Here is a 15,252-nt window from a genome sequence, read left to right as displayed (position 1 = left end):
AATGGACCATTTTATTATTCAAGGTGGCACCCCGTTAAGCGGTGAGGTGACCATTTCCGGGGCGAAAAATGCCGCCCTGCCCATTCTATTCGCAGCCCTATTAGCAGACTCTAAAAGCTGCTTTAGCAATGTTCCCAAACTACGCGATATCACTACCACGGAAGCCCTGCTAAAAGAGCTGGGTGCCGAGGTGTATTGGCAAGACGACAAGCTTATTGTCGATGGTGGTACGGTTGACAGCATAGTGGCGCCGTATGAGTTGGTAAAGCAAATGCGCGCCTCGGTATTGGCGCTAGGTCCTTTATTGGCTCGCTTTGGTAAGGCTCAGGTTTCTTTGCCTGGCGGTTGTGCCATAGGTGCCCGTCCGGTCGATATCCATATTCAAGGCATGCGCCGCATGGGTGCTCAGATTGAAGTGGAAAACGGCTATATCCACGCACAGGTTGATGGCCGTCTTAAAGGCGCGGAAATCTTTATGGATACCGTGAGTGTTGGCGCTACGGAAAACCTGCTGATGGCAGCAACCCTAGCGGAAGGTAAAACCATATTGGAAAATGCCGCCCGCGAACCTGAAATCAGCGATCTTGCTAAGTACCTGAATAATATGGGCGCCAAGATCAGCGGTGCCGGTACCAGCCGCATCGAGATTGAAGGGGTTGAGCGTCTAGGTGGTTGCGAGCACTCCATCTTACCGGATCGTATCGAAACCGGCACCTTCTTGGTTGCTGCAGCCATGGCTAAAGGCGATATCCTCTGTAAGAACACAGATCATTTGAGCCTAGAGCCGGTGCTAGAAAAGCTGCGTGAAGCCAATGCCCATATTGAGGTCACCGAAAATACCATTTATCTGGATATGCGTGAGCGTGAACTGAAAGCGGTAAACATTAAAACCTTACCGCACCCAGGTTTCCCGACCGATATGCAGGCCCAGTTTACCGCCCTAAACGTGGTAGCCAAGGGTAGTGCAATTATCACAGAGACCATCTTTGAAAACCGCTTTATGCACGTGCCTGAGCTGCAGCGCATGGGCGCAGACATTCGCCTTGAGGGCAATACTGCCATTTGTGGTGATACCCCGAAACTAAGCGGTGCGCGAGTGATGGCCACGGACTTGCGTGCCTCGGCCAGTTTGATTCTGACCGGCATTATCGCCGAGGGCGAAACTCGTGTGGATCGCATCTATCATGTTGATAGAGGCTATGAGCATATCGAAGATAAGCTGAGCGCGTTAGGCGCAAATATTAAGCGCGTAAGCGAGTTAACAAATAGCGAACAATAAAAAAGCTGCCGATGGCAGCTTTTTTATTGTCAATTGCATTACATGCGAGTTTCCAGCTCGGCCACGGTAACCTTGAGCTTATGTAGCTCGCCATCGCGGTAGAGTTCGACTTCCAGTTCGGTGCCCGGGTTAGTATTGGCAATACGCTCAAGGCTTTGTTGTATATTGCTGACCGAGTGGCCACCCATACGAATAACTATATCGCCTTCTTTTATACCCGCTTGCCAGGCAGGCCCCAAGGGGTCGAGCTTATTGATGCGCATGCCGGCAATGGCCATCTTATTATTGGTGACATCGCGCCCTTGTTTATCTACGGCTGTGACATCCATACCCATATAACCGCGCACCACGCGGCCGTAGCGGATCAGTTTATCCATCACGTCTTTGGCCAAGGAGTAGGGCACGGCAAAAAAGATCCCTTGAATATCCAGGTTGCTGCGGGTTTTAAACTGGGCCGAGGTAATACCCACCAGATCGCCGTGGGAATTAACCAGGGCGCCACCCGAGTTACCGACATTGATAGCGGCATCCATTTGTAACAGGCTGGAGTGTGAGCTATCGGTGAGTCGCTGCTTGCCCGTGGCACTGATAATGCCTTGGGTAATGGTCTGCCCCAGATTTAAGGGGTTACCTATGGCCAGCACAACATCGCCAACCTGAGGTGAAAAGGCTTCGTCTATGGGAATGGTAGGCAGGCTTTGTGCGTTTATCTTTAACAGGGCCAGATCGGTGACGGTATCAAAACCCACCAGTTGCACATCGCTAAAGTGACGGCCATCGCTGAGCATCACCATGATCACATCGGCGCTATTGATAACATGGTAGTTGGTAAGAATATAACCATCGGCGCTCATTACAACGCCGGAGCCTATTTCCGATACCGTGTTTTGCTGTTGCATATAGCGAGGTTGGGTAGAAATACGTTCGGAGTAAACCGTGACCACAGCCGGTGCGGCACGTTTTACGGCAGTGGCGTAGCTCATATGCGAGCCGCTAAAGCCGTCGCTTGCTAACAGTGGTAGTAAGGCATCCCGAAGCGTGGGGGTGGCCAGCACCATAATAAAGGCGAGCCCCAAACCGCTCAGTAGCGGCACGAGCACAAATCTAATTTGTTTTAGCACGAAATTAATAATTATTATTAGTTTGTTGAACTAACAATGATGGCACAGAAGTAACAACAGCGGCAAGGGCGCCGCTGTTGAATTGTTACAAGTAGAAGCTATGGCTACTGAATAGGCGCGAAGAAGGTGCTGTTACCGCGGCGCACTACTAGCACTATATTGCCGTTAATATCGGCTATGGTGCTGGTTAGCTCACGCACAGTTTCTACGCGCTGACGATTCACCTGGGTGATGATATCGCCTTCTTCTAAGCCGATACGGGCGGCAACCGAGCGGGGATCGACGCTATTGACTATCACGCCTTTGACGCCGTTACGTTTGCCCGACTCAAGCTCGGCACCGGCCAAGGCTGGATGCACTTCCGCTGCTTCTTTGGCGATATCACCGGCGGCGGCTAGGGTGACGTCCACCTCGATTTCATCGCCGTCACGATAGAGGCCGATCTCCACTTTCTTACCTTCGCCCAGGGTCGCTATCTTGCCCTGTAGCTCCTGGAAGCTGCGAATATCATTGCCATTAACGCTGATGATCACATCGCCCGCCTTAATACCGGCCTTTTCAGCGGCCGAGTCTTCGACTACGCGTTCAACCATGGCGCCGCGTTTTACATCCAGATCCAGGGCTTCGGCATAGCCGGCATCCAGAGTACGCCCGGAGATCCCCAATGAGCCACGACGCACCTGGCCAAATTCGATGATTTGATCGACTAGGTTCTTCATCATGTTCGAGGGAATGGCGAAGCCAATGCCAACGTTACCACCTGAGGCGCCGAGGATGGCGGTGTTAATACCGATCAGCTCGCCTTTAAGGTTCACCAGGGCACCGCCCGAGTTCCCCTGGTTGATGGCGGCATCGGTTTGAATAAAGTCTTCGTACCCTTCAATATTAAGGCCGCTACGGCCAAGAGCACTGACAATACCTGAGGTAACCGTATGGCTTAAACCGAAAGGGTTGCCTATGGCCACGGAGAAGTCGCCGACGCGCAGCTTGTCTGAGTCGGCCAGTTTAATTTCGGTCAGGTTTTTGCCTTCGATTTGCAACAGGGCAATATCCGACTCTTTATCGGCGCCAATCAACTTGGCGGTAAACTCGCGACCGTCTTCTAAGGTTACCAGCATTTCTTCGGCATCATCGATAACATGGTTATTGGTAACTATATAACCCTCATCGGCATCTATGATCACGCCTGAGCCTAAGCCGCTAAAAGGGCGCTTTTGCGAGCGAGGCTGAGGGCGGCCAAAGAAGAAGTCGAATGGGTCGACACGACCGCGGACTTCCTTGGAACCGGAAACGCGAATACTGACCACGCCAGGTGTTACGCGCTCTAGCATTGGTGCTAGGGTGGGGAGTTGTTGACCATCAAGGGCAACGGGTAATTTTGCCTCGGCAAGGCCGGGCTGCATAAAAAAGGTGGCCGATAAAATTGCGGCACTGAGAACTGATAATTTCATTTTCATAGTATAGACAAACTCCAAAAGAGAGGGCCGCGAAGCAGCCCGGTACCTATAAAGCTATTTTCTATACTGACTATGGGGATGTTAAATTAGTTCCTCAAGGGTGTAACGACTGCTTATTTATCAGGCAGGTTGTCTTTGTTCAACATCCGTTTTTTTGCCGCGAAACAGTCCGGATTCACCGGCGGCATAGTCGGCCGGCTGACTGTCATGGACCATGTTGCTGGAGTGACGCTCGGGGCGCTGACTTAATGATGCCTGCAATTGTTCCGTGGTTTCTTTAGAGAAAAACGGCTGGCTGTCATCCAGGTCTTTTTTGCTCAGCAATAAATGGTCGCTTTGCTGTACATGGTGAGCCAATTGCTCATAGTTGTCTTTTAATTTATTGATCAGTTTGTTGGTGCTATCCAGGTGATCGGCAACATCCTGGCGATATTGTTCCAGCTCGTTTTGTGCTTTTTCAGCCTGTTGCTCTAATTCTTCCTGCTTAAAGCGTTTTTTTGTAAACAAGCCACCAACAAAGAAACTGCCAATGGCGATAATGATTACTACTCCAATCCAAGTAATAGTGGACATAGATTTCCCCTTCTGAAAACTTTCTTAGCCAAATATACGCTTTGTTATGAGCCGTGTTAAGATAGCGCGAAAATTTACCTCTTTGTACGCCGTTACTATCATGACTCCTTGGCAAAAATACCAACAAGACTTACAGCGTGACGACTTTCTCTATGATGCCGCTCAGGAAAATGCCGTTAAGCACCTGCAAAGGCTATTCGATGATATGGTCGCGCAACCACCTAAGCCGGCTGGTTTATTCGCAAGACTCTTTTCTAAGGATAGCACGAAGACCATTAAAGGGCTTTATTTTTGGGGTGGTGTTGGCCGTGGTAAGACCTACCTGGTAGATACCTTTTATGAGGCTTTGCCGATGGAACGTAAAATGCGTGTGCACTTTCACCGTTTTATGCACCGAGTACATCATGAATTAAAGCAATTACAAGAGGTTAAAAACCCTCTTTTGGTGGTGGCCGATAAGCTTAAAAGTGAAACGGATATCATCTGTTTTGATGAGTTTTTCGTCCAGGATATCACCGACGCCATGCTTTTGGGTGGTTTAATGGAGGCCCTGTTCGAGCGTGGCATCATCTTGGTGGCAACCTCGAATATAGTTCCGGATGAGTTATATAAAAACGGCCTGCAACGGGCGCGTTTTTTACCTGCCATCGAGTTGGTTAAAGCCAATACTGAGGTGGTGAATGTTGACTCGGGCGTCGATTATCGTTTGCGTACGCTGGAGCAGGCGGAGATCTTCCACAGTCCTTTAGATGAGCAGGCGGATAAAAACCTCTTTGCTTATTTTGAACAGCTTTCCCCCGAGCCTGGGCGTGCCAATGAAGAGATTGAAATCGAAGGGCGAATGATAGGCACCCGTATGGTCAGTGACTGTATAGTGATGTTTGACTTTGAGCAGCTGTGCGAAAGTGCGCGCTCTCAGGTCGACTATATGGAAATCTCCCGCATTTATAACACTGTGCTGCTCGCCAATGTGAAGCAGATGGGTCAGCATAATGATGATGCGGCGCGCCGTTTTATCGCCCTGGTTGATGAGTTTTATGAGCGCAATGTGACCTTGATCATCTCTGCCGAAGCGCCAATAGAGCAGCTTTACAGTAATGGTCGGTTGAATTTTGAGTTTAAGCGGTGTGTGAGTCGTTTGCAGGAAATGCAGTCGCACGAATACCTAAAACGGCCTCATTTGGCCTGATCTTAGCGGCGCGTTTTGGCGCCGTTACTTTGACCCCTTCAAGGCGCGCAAAAAAACAGCTAAGTTGTAGTAATTCCCTATTTGCTTTGCTATACTCCCGCGCCTACCACTTGCCGTTCTACCTCGGTTCGTTTAGCCACTACTGAGGGTTAAGTCTTAAACTCGAAGGGGTTGAAGCATATTTAATAGAGCAGCAGAAAGATTTCTGCTTGTGGTTTTATAATTGTAAACATTGGATTTTTATAAATGAAAACGTTTGTTGCTAAGCCAGAATCAGTAAAACGTGACTGGTACGTAGTTGACGCTGAAGGTAAAACTTTAGGTCGTATCGCTACTGAGATCGCTCGTCGCCTACGCGGTAAGCATAAAGCTGAGTACACTCCTCATGTTGACACTGGTGATTACATCATCGTTATCAACGCGGAAAAAGTAACCGTAACTGGTAACAAGACTCAGGACAAGATGTACTACGCGCACACTGGCTTCCCAGGTGGCCTTAAGTCTATCAACTTCGAGAAACTTCAAGCTAAAAAGCCTGAAATGATCATCGAAAAAGCTGTTAAGGGCATGCTTCCACGCGGTCCTCTTGGTCGTGCAATGTACCGTAAACTTAAAGTTTACGCAGGTACTGAGCATAACCACGCTGCACAACAGCCTCAGGTTCTAGACATTTAAGGAGCACTAACTCATGGCAAATCAATACTACGGTACAGGTCGTCGTAAAAGTTCAAGTGCTCGCGTTTTCCTACGCCCAGGCACTGGCAACATCGTAATCAATCAACGTTCTATCGAAGAATATTTCGGTCGTGAAACTGCTCGCATGGTTGTTCGTCAGCCTCTAGAGCTAGTTGAAATGACTGAAAAGTTTGACCTTTACATCACTGTTGAAGGTGGTGGTACTACTGGTCAAGCTGGTGCTATTCGTCACGGTATTACTCGTGCGCTTATGGAGTTCGATGAGTCACTTCGTCCTTCACTTCGTAAAGCTGGCTTTGTTACTCGCGACGCTCGTAAAGTTGAGCGTAAGAAAGTGGGTCTTAAGAAAGCACGTAAGAAAACACAGTTCTCGAAGCGTTAATTTATTACGTATCCAGAATTTCAAAACCCGGCTTTGCCTTTGGCAAACCGGGTTTTTTATTGCCTGTGGCAGGCTAAGGGACAACTTCATTCGCGTCCCCAGAGAATATTTCATAATTTCCCCGATTTAATGCAAATCTAGCCGATAATTTTGAGAATTTTTTGCTACAATTGCCGGGCAAATAAACTAACGAAGTGATTTTAAACTACTTTGCTTGACTAGACCTTGATCTTTATCAGCGTCGGCGGCGAGTGTTTGCGATAACATAAACAGCACTGCTTGATAATCGAATACGCTTTTTGAACCTAGGCTCAGTCTGCTGAGAGGGTGCTTATTCGACTGTGAAACAGTGAATAACCTTGTTTTAATCAAGGCTTTTATTTATGATCGCTTCTATTTTGTAACTTCAAAAAATTAACCTGCTGTAACTGATGTTCTCAATATAGCAAGTGTTGAGAATCATAGTGGAGATAAGTGGATGAGCAATGCGCCTGTAGACAACAGCCGACGCCGCTTTTTGACCATTGCTACCTCTGTTGTAGGTGGTGTGGGTGCGGTTGGAGCTGCTGTTCCTTTTATTGCGTCTTGGAACCCTAGTGAGAGAGCTAAATCTGCGGGTGCTCCCGTAGAAGTGGATATCTCTAAACTAGAGCCTGGACAATTAATCCGTGTTGAATGGCGAGGCAAACCTGTTTGGGTTATCTCGCGTACGCCGGAAATGCTAGAACAACTAAAAGCACACGAAGATCAACTCCGTGATCCTCAGTCTGATGAACCGCAACAGCCTGAGTTTGCCAAGAACGAATTCCGTTCACTCAAAGAAAGTATCTTTGTGGCCGTGGGTATTTGTACTCACCTGGGTTGTTCTCCTAGCTTCCTACAAGGTGGCTTTGGTGAGAAAGTGGAAGGCACAGACGATGGTTTCTTCTGTCCATGTCATGGTTCTAAATTTGATATGGCCGGTCGAGTATTCCAGTCGGTTCCAGCTCCGCTAAACCTAGAGATCCCTCCTTATTACTTCATTGACGACACTACTATTCTTGTTGGTGGTGAGCAAGGCGAAGGGGCAGCATAATGTTTGGCAATATTATCAACTGGATTGATGAACGTATTCCTATGACTCGCGTCTGGAATATGCACATCGCACAATATCCCGCACCGAAAAACTTTAACTTCTGGTACTTCTTTGGCTCACTAGCCATGCTAGTACTGGTAAACCAGATTGTTACTGGTATCTGGCTAACCATGAACTTCGTTCCTTCTGCCGAAGGTGCGTTTGCTTCCGTTGAATACATCATGCGTGACGTAGAATACGGCTGGTTGCTGCGTTATCTCCACTCTACTGGCGCCTCGGCGTTCTTCGTAGTGGTTTATTTGCACATGTTCCGTGGCATGATCTACGGTTCATACCAGAAGCCGCGTGAATTACTGTGGCTATTCGGTATGTTTATCTTCCTAGCGCTAATGGCTGAAGCCTTCATGGGGTATCTACTACCTTGGGGTCAGATGTCATTCTGGGGTGCTCAGGTAATTATTTCACTATTCGGTGCTATTCCGGTGATTGGTGATGACCTTACCTTGTGGATCCGTGGTGACTACGTAATCTCAGGTGCAACGCTTAACCGCTTCTTCGCACTACACGTAATCGCACTGCCGCTGGTACTTGTTATCCTAGTGTTCTTGCACATTGTTGCTCTTCACGAAGTGGGTTCAAACAACCCTGACGGTGTTGAAATCAAGCGTAAGAAAGGCACGGTTGCTGAAGAAGACAAGCCAAAATTCAAGTTCCACGAATACTACACGGACAAGAAAGACATCGTTGATGCGATTCCTTTCCACCCTTACTACACGGTAAAAGATATCGTCGGTGTTGTGGGCTTCTTAATCCTATTCTGCTATGTGGTGTTCTTCTCGCCGGCTATGGGTGGTTTCTTCCTAGAAGCGCCAAACTTTGAAGCGGCTAACCCGCTGAAAACGCCTGAGCACATCTTCCCAGTTTGGTACTTCACGCCTTTCTATGCGATTTTGCGTGCGATCCCAGACAAGCTTATGGGTGTAATCGCCATGGGTGCATCAATTGTAGTGCTAGCGCTTCTACCTTGGATTGACCGTGGTAAGGTTCGCTCTATTCGCTACCGTTGTGGTTTCCATAAGCTGAACATTGCTCAGTTCGTTGTAACCTTCGTTATCCTTGGCTGGGTAGGTGCGACTCCACAAACTGACTTCAAAACGATTTTGTCGCAGATTTGTACAGTTACTTACTTTATGTTCTTCGTGCTACTGTTCTTCTACTCTAAGAACGAGAAGACTAAGCCATTGCCAGAGAGGTTGACTAAGTGATGAAAAAACTAGTTATCGGTTTATTCGCATTGCTGCCAACGCTATCAATGGCAGCGGGTCCTTCGATGCCTTTGCAAGAAGCAAACATCGACCTAACGGATCAAGCATCATTACAACGCGGTGCTAAGCTATTTATGAACTACTGCCTTGGTTGTCACCAAATGCAGTACCAGCGTTATGAGCGTACTTTCCGCGATATCGGTATTCCTACCGATATCGGCCAGGAAACGCTTATTTTCGATGGTTCGAAAGTAGGTAGCCATATCACCAATGCGATGGAAAAAGATGATGCGGCAAAATGGTTCGGTGCTGCGCCACCGGATTTAACACTGATTTCACGTGTTAAATCACCTGACTACATCTACACCTACTTAAAGTCGTTCTATAAAGATGAGTCGCGTCCATTTGGCGTAAACAACATTGTGTTCCCTTCTGTAGGTATGCCGCACGTTCTGCAAGAACTTCAAGGTCTACCAAATCCTGTATTCGAGGAAGTGGAAGAGCACGGAAAAACAGTTAAGAAAGTGGTAGCGGTTGAAACCGACGGCCAGGGTGAAATGAGTGTTGACGAGTATGATCATGCTGCTCGCGACCTTGCTAACTTCCTAGCCTATGTGGGTGAGCCTTCACGTTTAGATTCAGAGTCTTTAGGTATCAAGGTTATTGGTTTCCTATTTATCCTCTTTATCTTTGCTTTCTTACTGAAGAAAGAATACTGGCGTGATGTTCATTAATTAGAATAATCAACCAGTTAACTCAATAGGGGCGCATGCCCCTATTGCCGTTTAAGTCATTGCTGTGAATTTAGTCAGGCTAGGCACAAAGATGATGCAAAAAGTATGTAGTACTTTGTGATTTTTTAATGGAGGTAGGCATGGCCGTTGCTGCCAATAAACGCCCTGTAATGACGCTGTTTTCCGGCGCGAATTGTATGTACAGCCATCAAGTTCGTATTGTCTTGGCTGAGAAAGGGGTGAGCGTGGATATCCATTTGGCGGAGAAAGATAACCTGCCAGAAGCATTACACGAAATTAACCCGTACGGTACAGTTCCTACTTTGATCGATCGTGAGCTGGGTTTATACCAGGCAAACATCATCATGGAATATTTGGATGAGCGCTTCCCGCACCCTCCATTAATGCCTGTATATCCGGTAATGCGTGGTCGCAGCCGCCTGATGATGCACCGCATTGACACCGACTGGTATTCGCTAGCGGCGAAGATCCTGGGCGGTGGCAGCGATGCTGAACAAGCACGCAAAGAGCTGACCGAAGCACTGCTTGCGGTAGCACCTATTTTCAATGAAGCACCATACTTTATGAGCGAAGAGTTCAGCCTGGTTGACTGCTACCTGGCGCCGTTATTATGGCGTTTACCTGAGCTTGGTATCGAGCTTGCGGGTGCTGGCAGCAAAGAGCTGAAAGAGTACATGATTCGCTTGTTCGAGCGTGAATCGTTCCAAGCATCATTGACTGAAGCAGAACGTGAGATCCGTCTCTAATGACACCTAACAGACCTTATCTGTTGCGTGCCTTTTACGACTGGATAGTCGACAACCAGTGCACACCGCACCTGGTTGTCGATGCCGAGTTTGCTCAGGTGCAGGTGCCGACTCAGTTTGTTCAAGATGGACAAATTGTGTTGAACATCAGTCCGAGCGCCGTAATGCAATTTTCCATGGATAATCGAGCATTGACCTTTAATGCTCGCTTTGGTGGTCAGCCCATGCAGGTTTATGTACCCATGGGAGCTGTATTGGCCATCTATGCCCGAGAAAATGGCGAAGGCACTGTATTTACTCAAGAAGAGTTATACGAAGAGCAGGATCGTTTTGAATCAGTACAATCAACTGCCGAGCCTGAGTCGCAACAACCGCAGAGCGGGTTCGAGGCAATTGACAATCCAAACCCACAAGCAAGTCGTGAGAACAGTCAGGACGACGGCAAAGGCAAAAAAGCTAATCACTTAAAAGTGATTAAGTAGCCTACTCAGATTCGGCTTAAGTAGAAATCCATCGTAAGCAGGGCTAAGTTCTAAAAGTGCGCTGGATTTCTCTAATCGACCCACCATCCACTGTGATTATTTGCAGTATTATGCTTGAAAACAGGCATTAATTACTGAGATAATCTCCCCCTTGAATTTTGGGGCCAGTCGCGAGGCGGGGTTTTATTTCAAATTTTAGAGTTCGTTTGTACTAAAAGATATGGCTGAGAAACGTAATATATTTCTAGTAGGTCCCATGGGGGCCGGAAAGAGCACAATTGGTCGCCACATTGCAGACCAACTGCACCTTGAGTTTTATGACTCGGATAACGAAATCGAGCGCCGCACCGGTGCCGACATTGCTTGGGTATTTGATATCGAAGGCGAAGACGGTTTCCGTCGTCGTGAAGAAGCGGTGATCACAGATCTAACCGAGCTTCAAGGTATCGTACTAGCAACAGGTGGTGGCTCAGTAGTCAGTAAAGAAGTACGCAACAAACTGTCTGCTCGCGGTATCGTGGTGTACCTTGAGACTCCGATTGAAAAACAAGTTGCCCGCACCCAGCGTGACAAGCGTCGCCCATTGCTGCAAACCGAAGAAGCACCGCAGCATGTATTGGAGCGTCTAGCCGAAGAGCGCAACCCGCTGTATCAGGAAATCGCAGACTTTGTTGTGCGTACCGATGAGCAGAGTGCGAAAGTTGTGGCTAACCAAATCATCGAGAAGCTTAACTTCTAAATATCCCAAGGAGAATTGCGCATGCTGGAACTCAATGTTGAACTCGGTGAGCGCAGTTATCCCATCTTTATTGGTAACGAGTTAATACAAGACGGTGCGCGCCTGCAGCAATTTGTAGGCGAGCGACGTGCGGTAATCGTTACCAATGAAACCATAGCTCCTCTCTACCTGGACACCCTGATTGCCAGCTTGGCAGATAATGACCCTCTTGTATTTGTAATGCCCGATGGTGAGCAATACAAAACGCTGGAATGGTTCGAGCGCCTTAATGCCTTTTTGTTAGAGCACAACTGTGGCCGTGATACCATTTTGCTGGCCTTGGGTGGCGGGGTTATTGGTGATCTAACCGGTTTTGTTGCTGCCTGTTATCAGCGTGGCGTGCCTTTTGTGCAAGTTCCTACCACCTTGTTGTCGCAAGTGGATTCATCCGTAGGCGGTAAAACCGCGGTTAATCACCCCTTGGGCAAAAATATGATCGGTGCCTTTTATCAGCCGCAGGCGGTGTTTATCGATACTGCTGCGCTGGCGAGCTTACCGGCCAAGGAATTCGCCGCCGGTATGGCCGAGGTGATTAAATACGGCTTGATCTATGACCTTGAACTGTTCGAATTGCTTGAACGTAATGTTGAAGAAATTAAGGCCTTGGATGCCCAGCTATTGCCAAGGGTGATACAGCGTTGCTGTGCCATTAAGGCAGAAATAGTGGCAGCGGATGAAAAAGAAGCCGGGCTTAGAGCCTTACTTAATTTAGGCCATACCTTTGGCCATGCTATCGAAGCACAAATGGGCTACGGCGCCTGGCTTCACGGTGAAGCGGTCGCGGTTGGTATGGTGCTGGCGGCACAACTGGCACACAGCCGAGGCAAGCTTAATAGTGCCGAAGTTGAGCGCATTATTGCCCTGCTCAAAGCCTATGATCTACCAGTGCAAATCCCAGATGAGATGACCCCAGCGCAATTTCTTGCCCATATGCGTAAGGACAAGAAAAACAAAGCCGGACGCATTCGTTTTATTCTGCCGAGCCAATTTGGACATTGTGAACTGGTTGATGATGTCAGCGACGCCGAGCTAGAGACCCTGCTCACACGCTAATGCAATCTCCCATCTTGCCATCACGGGCGGCGCTGGCAAAGCGTATTGCCCTTCAGTTCAGTTATGGACAAAACCTTATTCACTTAGTGGGTGGCAGCGGCCTAGGCAAAAGTTATTTGCTTGAGCATTTCATTACCGACCATTATGAGTCCTTCTATAAGGCCTATGTGCAAGTTACGGCACACAGTAGCGATGAGCAGCTGCAAACCCAGGTACTTGAGCATAGTTTTGCCTCACCCTTAATTGATCTGGCGTTGCCACTGCGCGACAACTTTTTGCGTCTGCTCAAGGAGCAGGGCGAGCGTCCGCTTTTATGGGTGTTTGATAACGCCAAACAGCTAAGCGAAGAGTTTATCGCCGAGTTGCACTACCTGGCTCACTCGGCACCGGGAACCCTCTATATTCTCTGTGCTTCATCGCAAGCAGGGCTTCTCAGCGAGGCCATAGATATCCACTTAGAACCTTTATCCGAGCATGAGAGCGAGCGCCTGTTGGGTTATTTTTATGCTCAGTTGCCCCGCCCAGAAGACCCGGTTTTTGCTGAGTTTCTGCGTCAATGTGGTGGCAATCCGGCGTTATTACTGCAATGGCAAAGCGAGCAACAAATGCCGACGCAGGCAGCAAAAAAATCTCTATGGTGGCTGCTGGGCCCCGGTTTCGTGGTGTTACTGATATTGCTTGTGGGCCTTGGTTATCGTTATTGGCCAGATTCCCCCAGTGCCCAGGTGCCAGTCTTGGCCGACAGCCAAGTATTGCCCCCTGTTGTAACTGCTGCGCCCTTGCTAAGTTCAGCGTTAGAAAGTACCGCAGAGCCGGAACAAATATTGGTGCTTGGCGATGATCCCCCTGCTGAGCCCCAAGAGCTCGAGCACAATGATGCAGCCGCCGTGTTGTTGGCTTTAGATAATTCTGAGTCACCAAACCATGAGCTAGAGGCTGATACAGCACAAATGGATGTCGAGGAACAGAGCGCACAGACCGAGCTGCCCTTTGACCATTCCTGGTATCTAAAACAGGATGAGCAATTATGGGTCTGGCAGTTGACCATAATGTCGCAACCGCACCAGATTGAAGCCTATATACGCCAGCATGGTTTGGCTGGCAAGGTGCGCCTTTACTATCGTGCCGATAAGGGGTGGTATATTGTGACCTGGGCTCAGGCCGTGACTAAGAACGAGCTTGATCAACAGTTAACGGCGATACACGATAAAATTGGCGGAGCCGAGCCCTACGGCAAACAAATAGCGCAGATAAAAGCGGAGATAAACTCGCAACAGCCCCCTGAATTGCGGTAGAATTTGGCGTTGACCCCGGCATCTACATTCCCCCATGTGGTGCCTGGGGAGTAAGATAATAATTAACCCCAATAGATGAGCTAGTAGAATAGATGCAAAAGAAAACCCGTGCTTTCCTGAAATGGGCGGGCGGCAAATACAGCTTGGTCGAAGATATCGCCAAACGTTTAGATCAAGCCCAGGAGCTCACCGGCAGCTCTGCATCTACGCTCGTTGAACCTTTTGTTGGTGCTGGCTCGGTGTTTCTTAATACCGACTTTAAGCATTATGTGCTTAATGATATCAATGCGGATTTAATCAATCTCTACAAAGAACTGGCTCATGCCCCGGATGAGTTTATCAGTGATGCGCGCAAGCTGTTTTGCGAGCTTAATAATGACGCCGATGTCTATTATGGCTTGCGGGCCCGCTTTAACGAAAGTCGCGATGCCTATGAACGCGCCATCCTATTCCTCTATATGAATCGTCATGGTTACAATGGCTTATGCCGTTATAACCTCAAAGGCATTTTTAATGTGCCTTTTGGTAAATATAAAAAGCCTTATTTCCCCGAAGCGGAAATGTATTTCTTTGCCGAAAAGGCACAGCGCGCCACCTTTACTTGTTTAAGCTATCGCGATGTTTTTGCTGCCTTGCCGCAAGATGCCGTGGTTTATTGCGATCCTCCTTACGTGCCGCTGAGTAAAACCGCATCTTTTACCAGCTATGCCAAGGGCGGTTTTAACTTGGATGACCAAGCGAACCTAGCTAATCTGGCGGAGCAGGCGGCAGGCTCTCAGCAGGCCTCGGTATTGATTTCCAATCACGATACCTTGTGGACCAGAAAGATCTACGAGCAGGCGGATATTGATGTGCTTAAGGTAAAGCGCACCATTAGTCCCAAAGGCAATGGCCGCAATAAGGTCAATGAATTGATGGCTATGTATTTATCCAGTCGCCAATACCAGTTGAACCAGGCCAAACACGGCTAGAACAAAAATAACAAACAGGGCTATGGCAAGGGCGATTATGATCTTGGGATTATGATTGCTGAAGTCTTGTTGACGTTTGGCGTCGCTTTGTACACCAAAAAAGGCCGCGACCACAGTTTGAATTTGTGACCACAT

The 15,252-nt window shown here is 48.3% G+C and carries 17 protein-coding genes; 13 read left to right on the top strand and 4 right to left on the bottom strand.

Annotated features, from left to right (window positions below):
• The first annotated feature begins 1 nt into the window (after position 1).
• Positions 2–1,279, top strand: a complete 1,278-nt coding sequence (murA, locus tag WCN91_RS06310) for a UDP-N-acetylglucosamine 1-carboxyvinyltransferase (RefSeq protein WP_342677362.1) — start codon at positions 2–4, stop codon at positions 1,277–1,279.
• 38 nt (positions 1,280–1,317) lie between these two features.
• Here murA and WCN91_RS06305 read toward each other — a convergent pair whose 3' ends face one another.
• The 3 genes from WCN91_RS06305 to WCN91_RS06295 all read right to left on the bottom strand — a co-directional run bounded on the left by WCN91_RS06305 (position 1,318) and on the right by WCN91_RS06295 (position 4,430).
• Entirely contained in the window at positions 1,318–2,400 is a 1,083-nt protein-coding gene (locus WCN91_RS06305; protein ID WP_342677360.1) for a trypsin-like peptidase domain-containing protein, read from the bottom strand.
• A gap of 104 nt (positions 2,401–2,504) precedes the next feature.
• The gene (locus tag WCN91_RS06300) at positions 2,505–3,857 is read right to left on the bottom strand and encodes a DegQ family serine endoprotease (RefSeq protein WP_342677358.1); all 1,353 of its coding nucleotides are present in this window, start codon (positions 3,855–3,857) and stop codon (positions 2,505–2,507) included.
• A 120-nt stretch (positions 3,858–3,977) separates the two neighbouring features.
• Positions 3,978–4,430, bottom strand: coding sequence for a Z-ring associated ZapG family protein (locus WCN91_RS06295; RefSeq protein WP_342677356.1), 453 nt, complete (start codon positions 4,428–4,430; stop codon positions 3,978–3,980).
• A 100-nt stretch (positions 4,431–4,530) separates the two neighbouring features.
• On the opposite strand from WCN91_RS06295, the gene zapE reads away from it, so the two are divergent.
• The 12 genes from zapE to WCN91_RS06235 all read left to right on the top strand — a co-directional run bounded on the left by zapE (position 4,531) and on the right by WCN91_RS06235 (position 15,117).
• Complete coding sequence (zapE, locus tag WCN91_RS06290) at positions 4,531–5,619, top strand: cell division protein ZapE (RefSeq protein ID WP_342677553.1); 1,089 nt, start codon at positions 4,531–4,533, stop codon at positions 5,617–5,619.
• Positions 5,620–5,865: 246 nt separating this feature from the next.
• Entirely contained in the window at positions 5,866–6,294 is a 429-nt protein-coding gene (gene rplM / locus WCN91_RS06285) for a 50S ribosomal protein L13 (protein WP_105187995.1), read from the top strand.
• A 13-nt stretch (positions 6,295–6,307) separates the two neighbouring features.
• Positions 6,308–6,697, top strand: a complete 390-nt coding sequence (gene rpsI / locus WCN91_RS06280) for a 30S ribosomal protein S9 (RefSeq protein ID WP_105200064.1) — start codon at positions 6,308–6,310, stop codon at positions 6,695–6,697.
• A 478-nt stretch (positions 6,698–7,175) separates the two neighbouring features.
• Entirely contained in the window at positions 7,176–7,772 is a 597-nt protein-coding gene (gene petA, locus WCN91_RS06275) for a ubiquinol-cytochrome c reductase iron-sulfur subunit (protein WP_342677352.1), read from the top strand.
• Positions 7,772–9,037, top strand: a complete 1,266-nt coding sequence (locus WCN91_RS06270) for a cytochrome b (protein ID WP_342677350.1) — start codon at positions 7,772–7,774, stop codon at positions 9,035–9,037. The genes petA and WCN91_RS06270 overlap by 1 nt, the downstream gene beginning before the upstream one ends.
• Positions 9,034–9,771 carry a cytochrome c1 gene (locus tag WCN91_RS06265; protein ID WP_342677348.1) on the top strand — a complete coding sequence of 246 codons (738 nt, stop codon included), beginning with the start codon at positions 9,034–9,036 and terminating at the stop codon, positions 9,769–9,771. The genes WCN91_RS06270 and WCN91_RS06265 overlap by 4 nt, the downstream gene beginning before the upstream one ends.
• Positions 9,772–9,911: 140 nt before the next feature.
• The gene (gene sspA / locus WCN91_RS06260; RefSeq protein WP_342677346.1) at positions 9,912–10,538 is read left to right on the top strand and encodes a stringent starvation protein SspA; all 627 of its coding nucleotides are present in this window, start codon (positions 9,912–9,914) and stop codon (positions 10,536–10,538) included.
• Positions 10,538–11,020: a ClpXP protease specificity-enhancing factor gene (locus WCN91_RS06255; RefSeq protein ID WP_342677344.1), complete on the top strand. Its 483-nt coding sequence runs from the start codon at positions 10,538–10,540 to the stop codon at positions 11,018–11,020. The genes sspA and WCN91_RS06255 overlap by 1 nt, the downstream gene beginning before the upstream one ends.
• A 220-nt stretch (positions 11,021–11,240) precedes the next feature.
• Positions 11,241–11,759 carry a shikimate kinase AroK gene (gene aroK / locus WCN91_RS06250; RefSeq protein WP_105187988.1) on the top strand — a complete coding sequence of 173 codons (519 nt, stop codon included), beginning with the start codon at positions 11,241–11,243 and terminating at the stop codon, positions 11,757–11,759.
• A gap of 21 nt (positions 11,760–11,780) precedes the next feature.
• Complete coding sequence (aroB, locus tag WCN91_RS06245; protein ID WP_342677341.1) at positions 11,781–12,851, top strand: 3-dehydroquinate synthase; 1,071 nt, start codon at positions 11,781–11,783, stop codon at positions 12,849–12,851.
• Entirely contained in the window at positions 12,851–14,146 is a 1,296-nt protein-coding gene (locus WCN91_RS06240) for an AAA family ATPase (RefSeq protein WP_342677339.1), read from the top strand. Before aroB ends, WCN91_RS06240 begins: the two co-directional genes overlap by 1 nt.
• A gap of 92 nt (positions 14,147–14,238) precedes the next feature.
• Positions 14,239–15,117, top strand: coding sequence for a Dam family site-specific DNA-(adenine-N6)-methyltransferase (locus WCN91_RS06235; protein WP_342677337.1), 879 nt, complete (start codon positions 14,239–14,241; stop codon positions 15,115–15,117).
• Here the strand turns inward: WCN91_RS06235 and WCN91_RS06230 are convergent.
• A complete protein-coding gene (locus tag WCN91_RS06230) occupies positions 15,073–15,252 on the bottom strand; it encodes a DUF2970 domain-containing protein (RefSeq protein ID WP_105200072.1) in 180 nt (59 codons plus the stop codon). The genes WCN91_RS06235 and WCN91_RS06230 overlap by 45 nt on opposite strands.

The organism is Pseudoalteromonas qingdaonensis (assembly GCF_038739665.1).
Taxonomy (GTDB): domain Bacteria; phylum Pseudomonadota; class Gammaproteobacteria; order Enterobacterales; family Alteromonadaceae; genus Pseudoalteromonas; species Pseudoalteromonas qingdaonensis.
The sequence above is the reverse complement of the archived record's forward strand: the minus strand, read 5'-3'. Positions and strand labels throughout refer to the sequence as shown.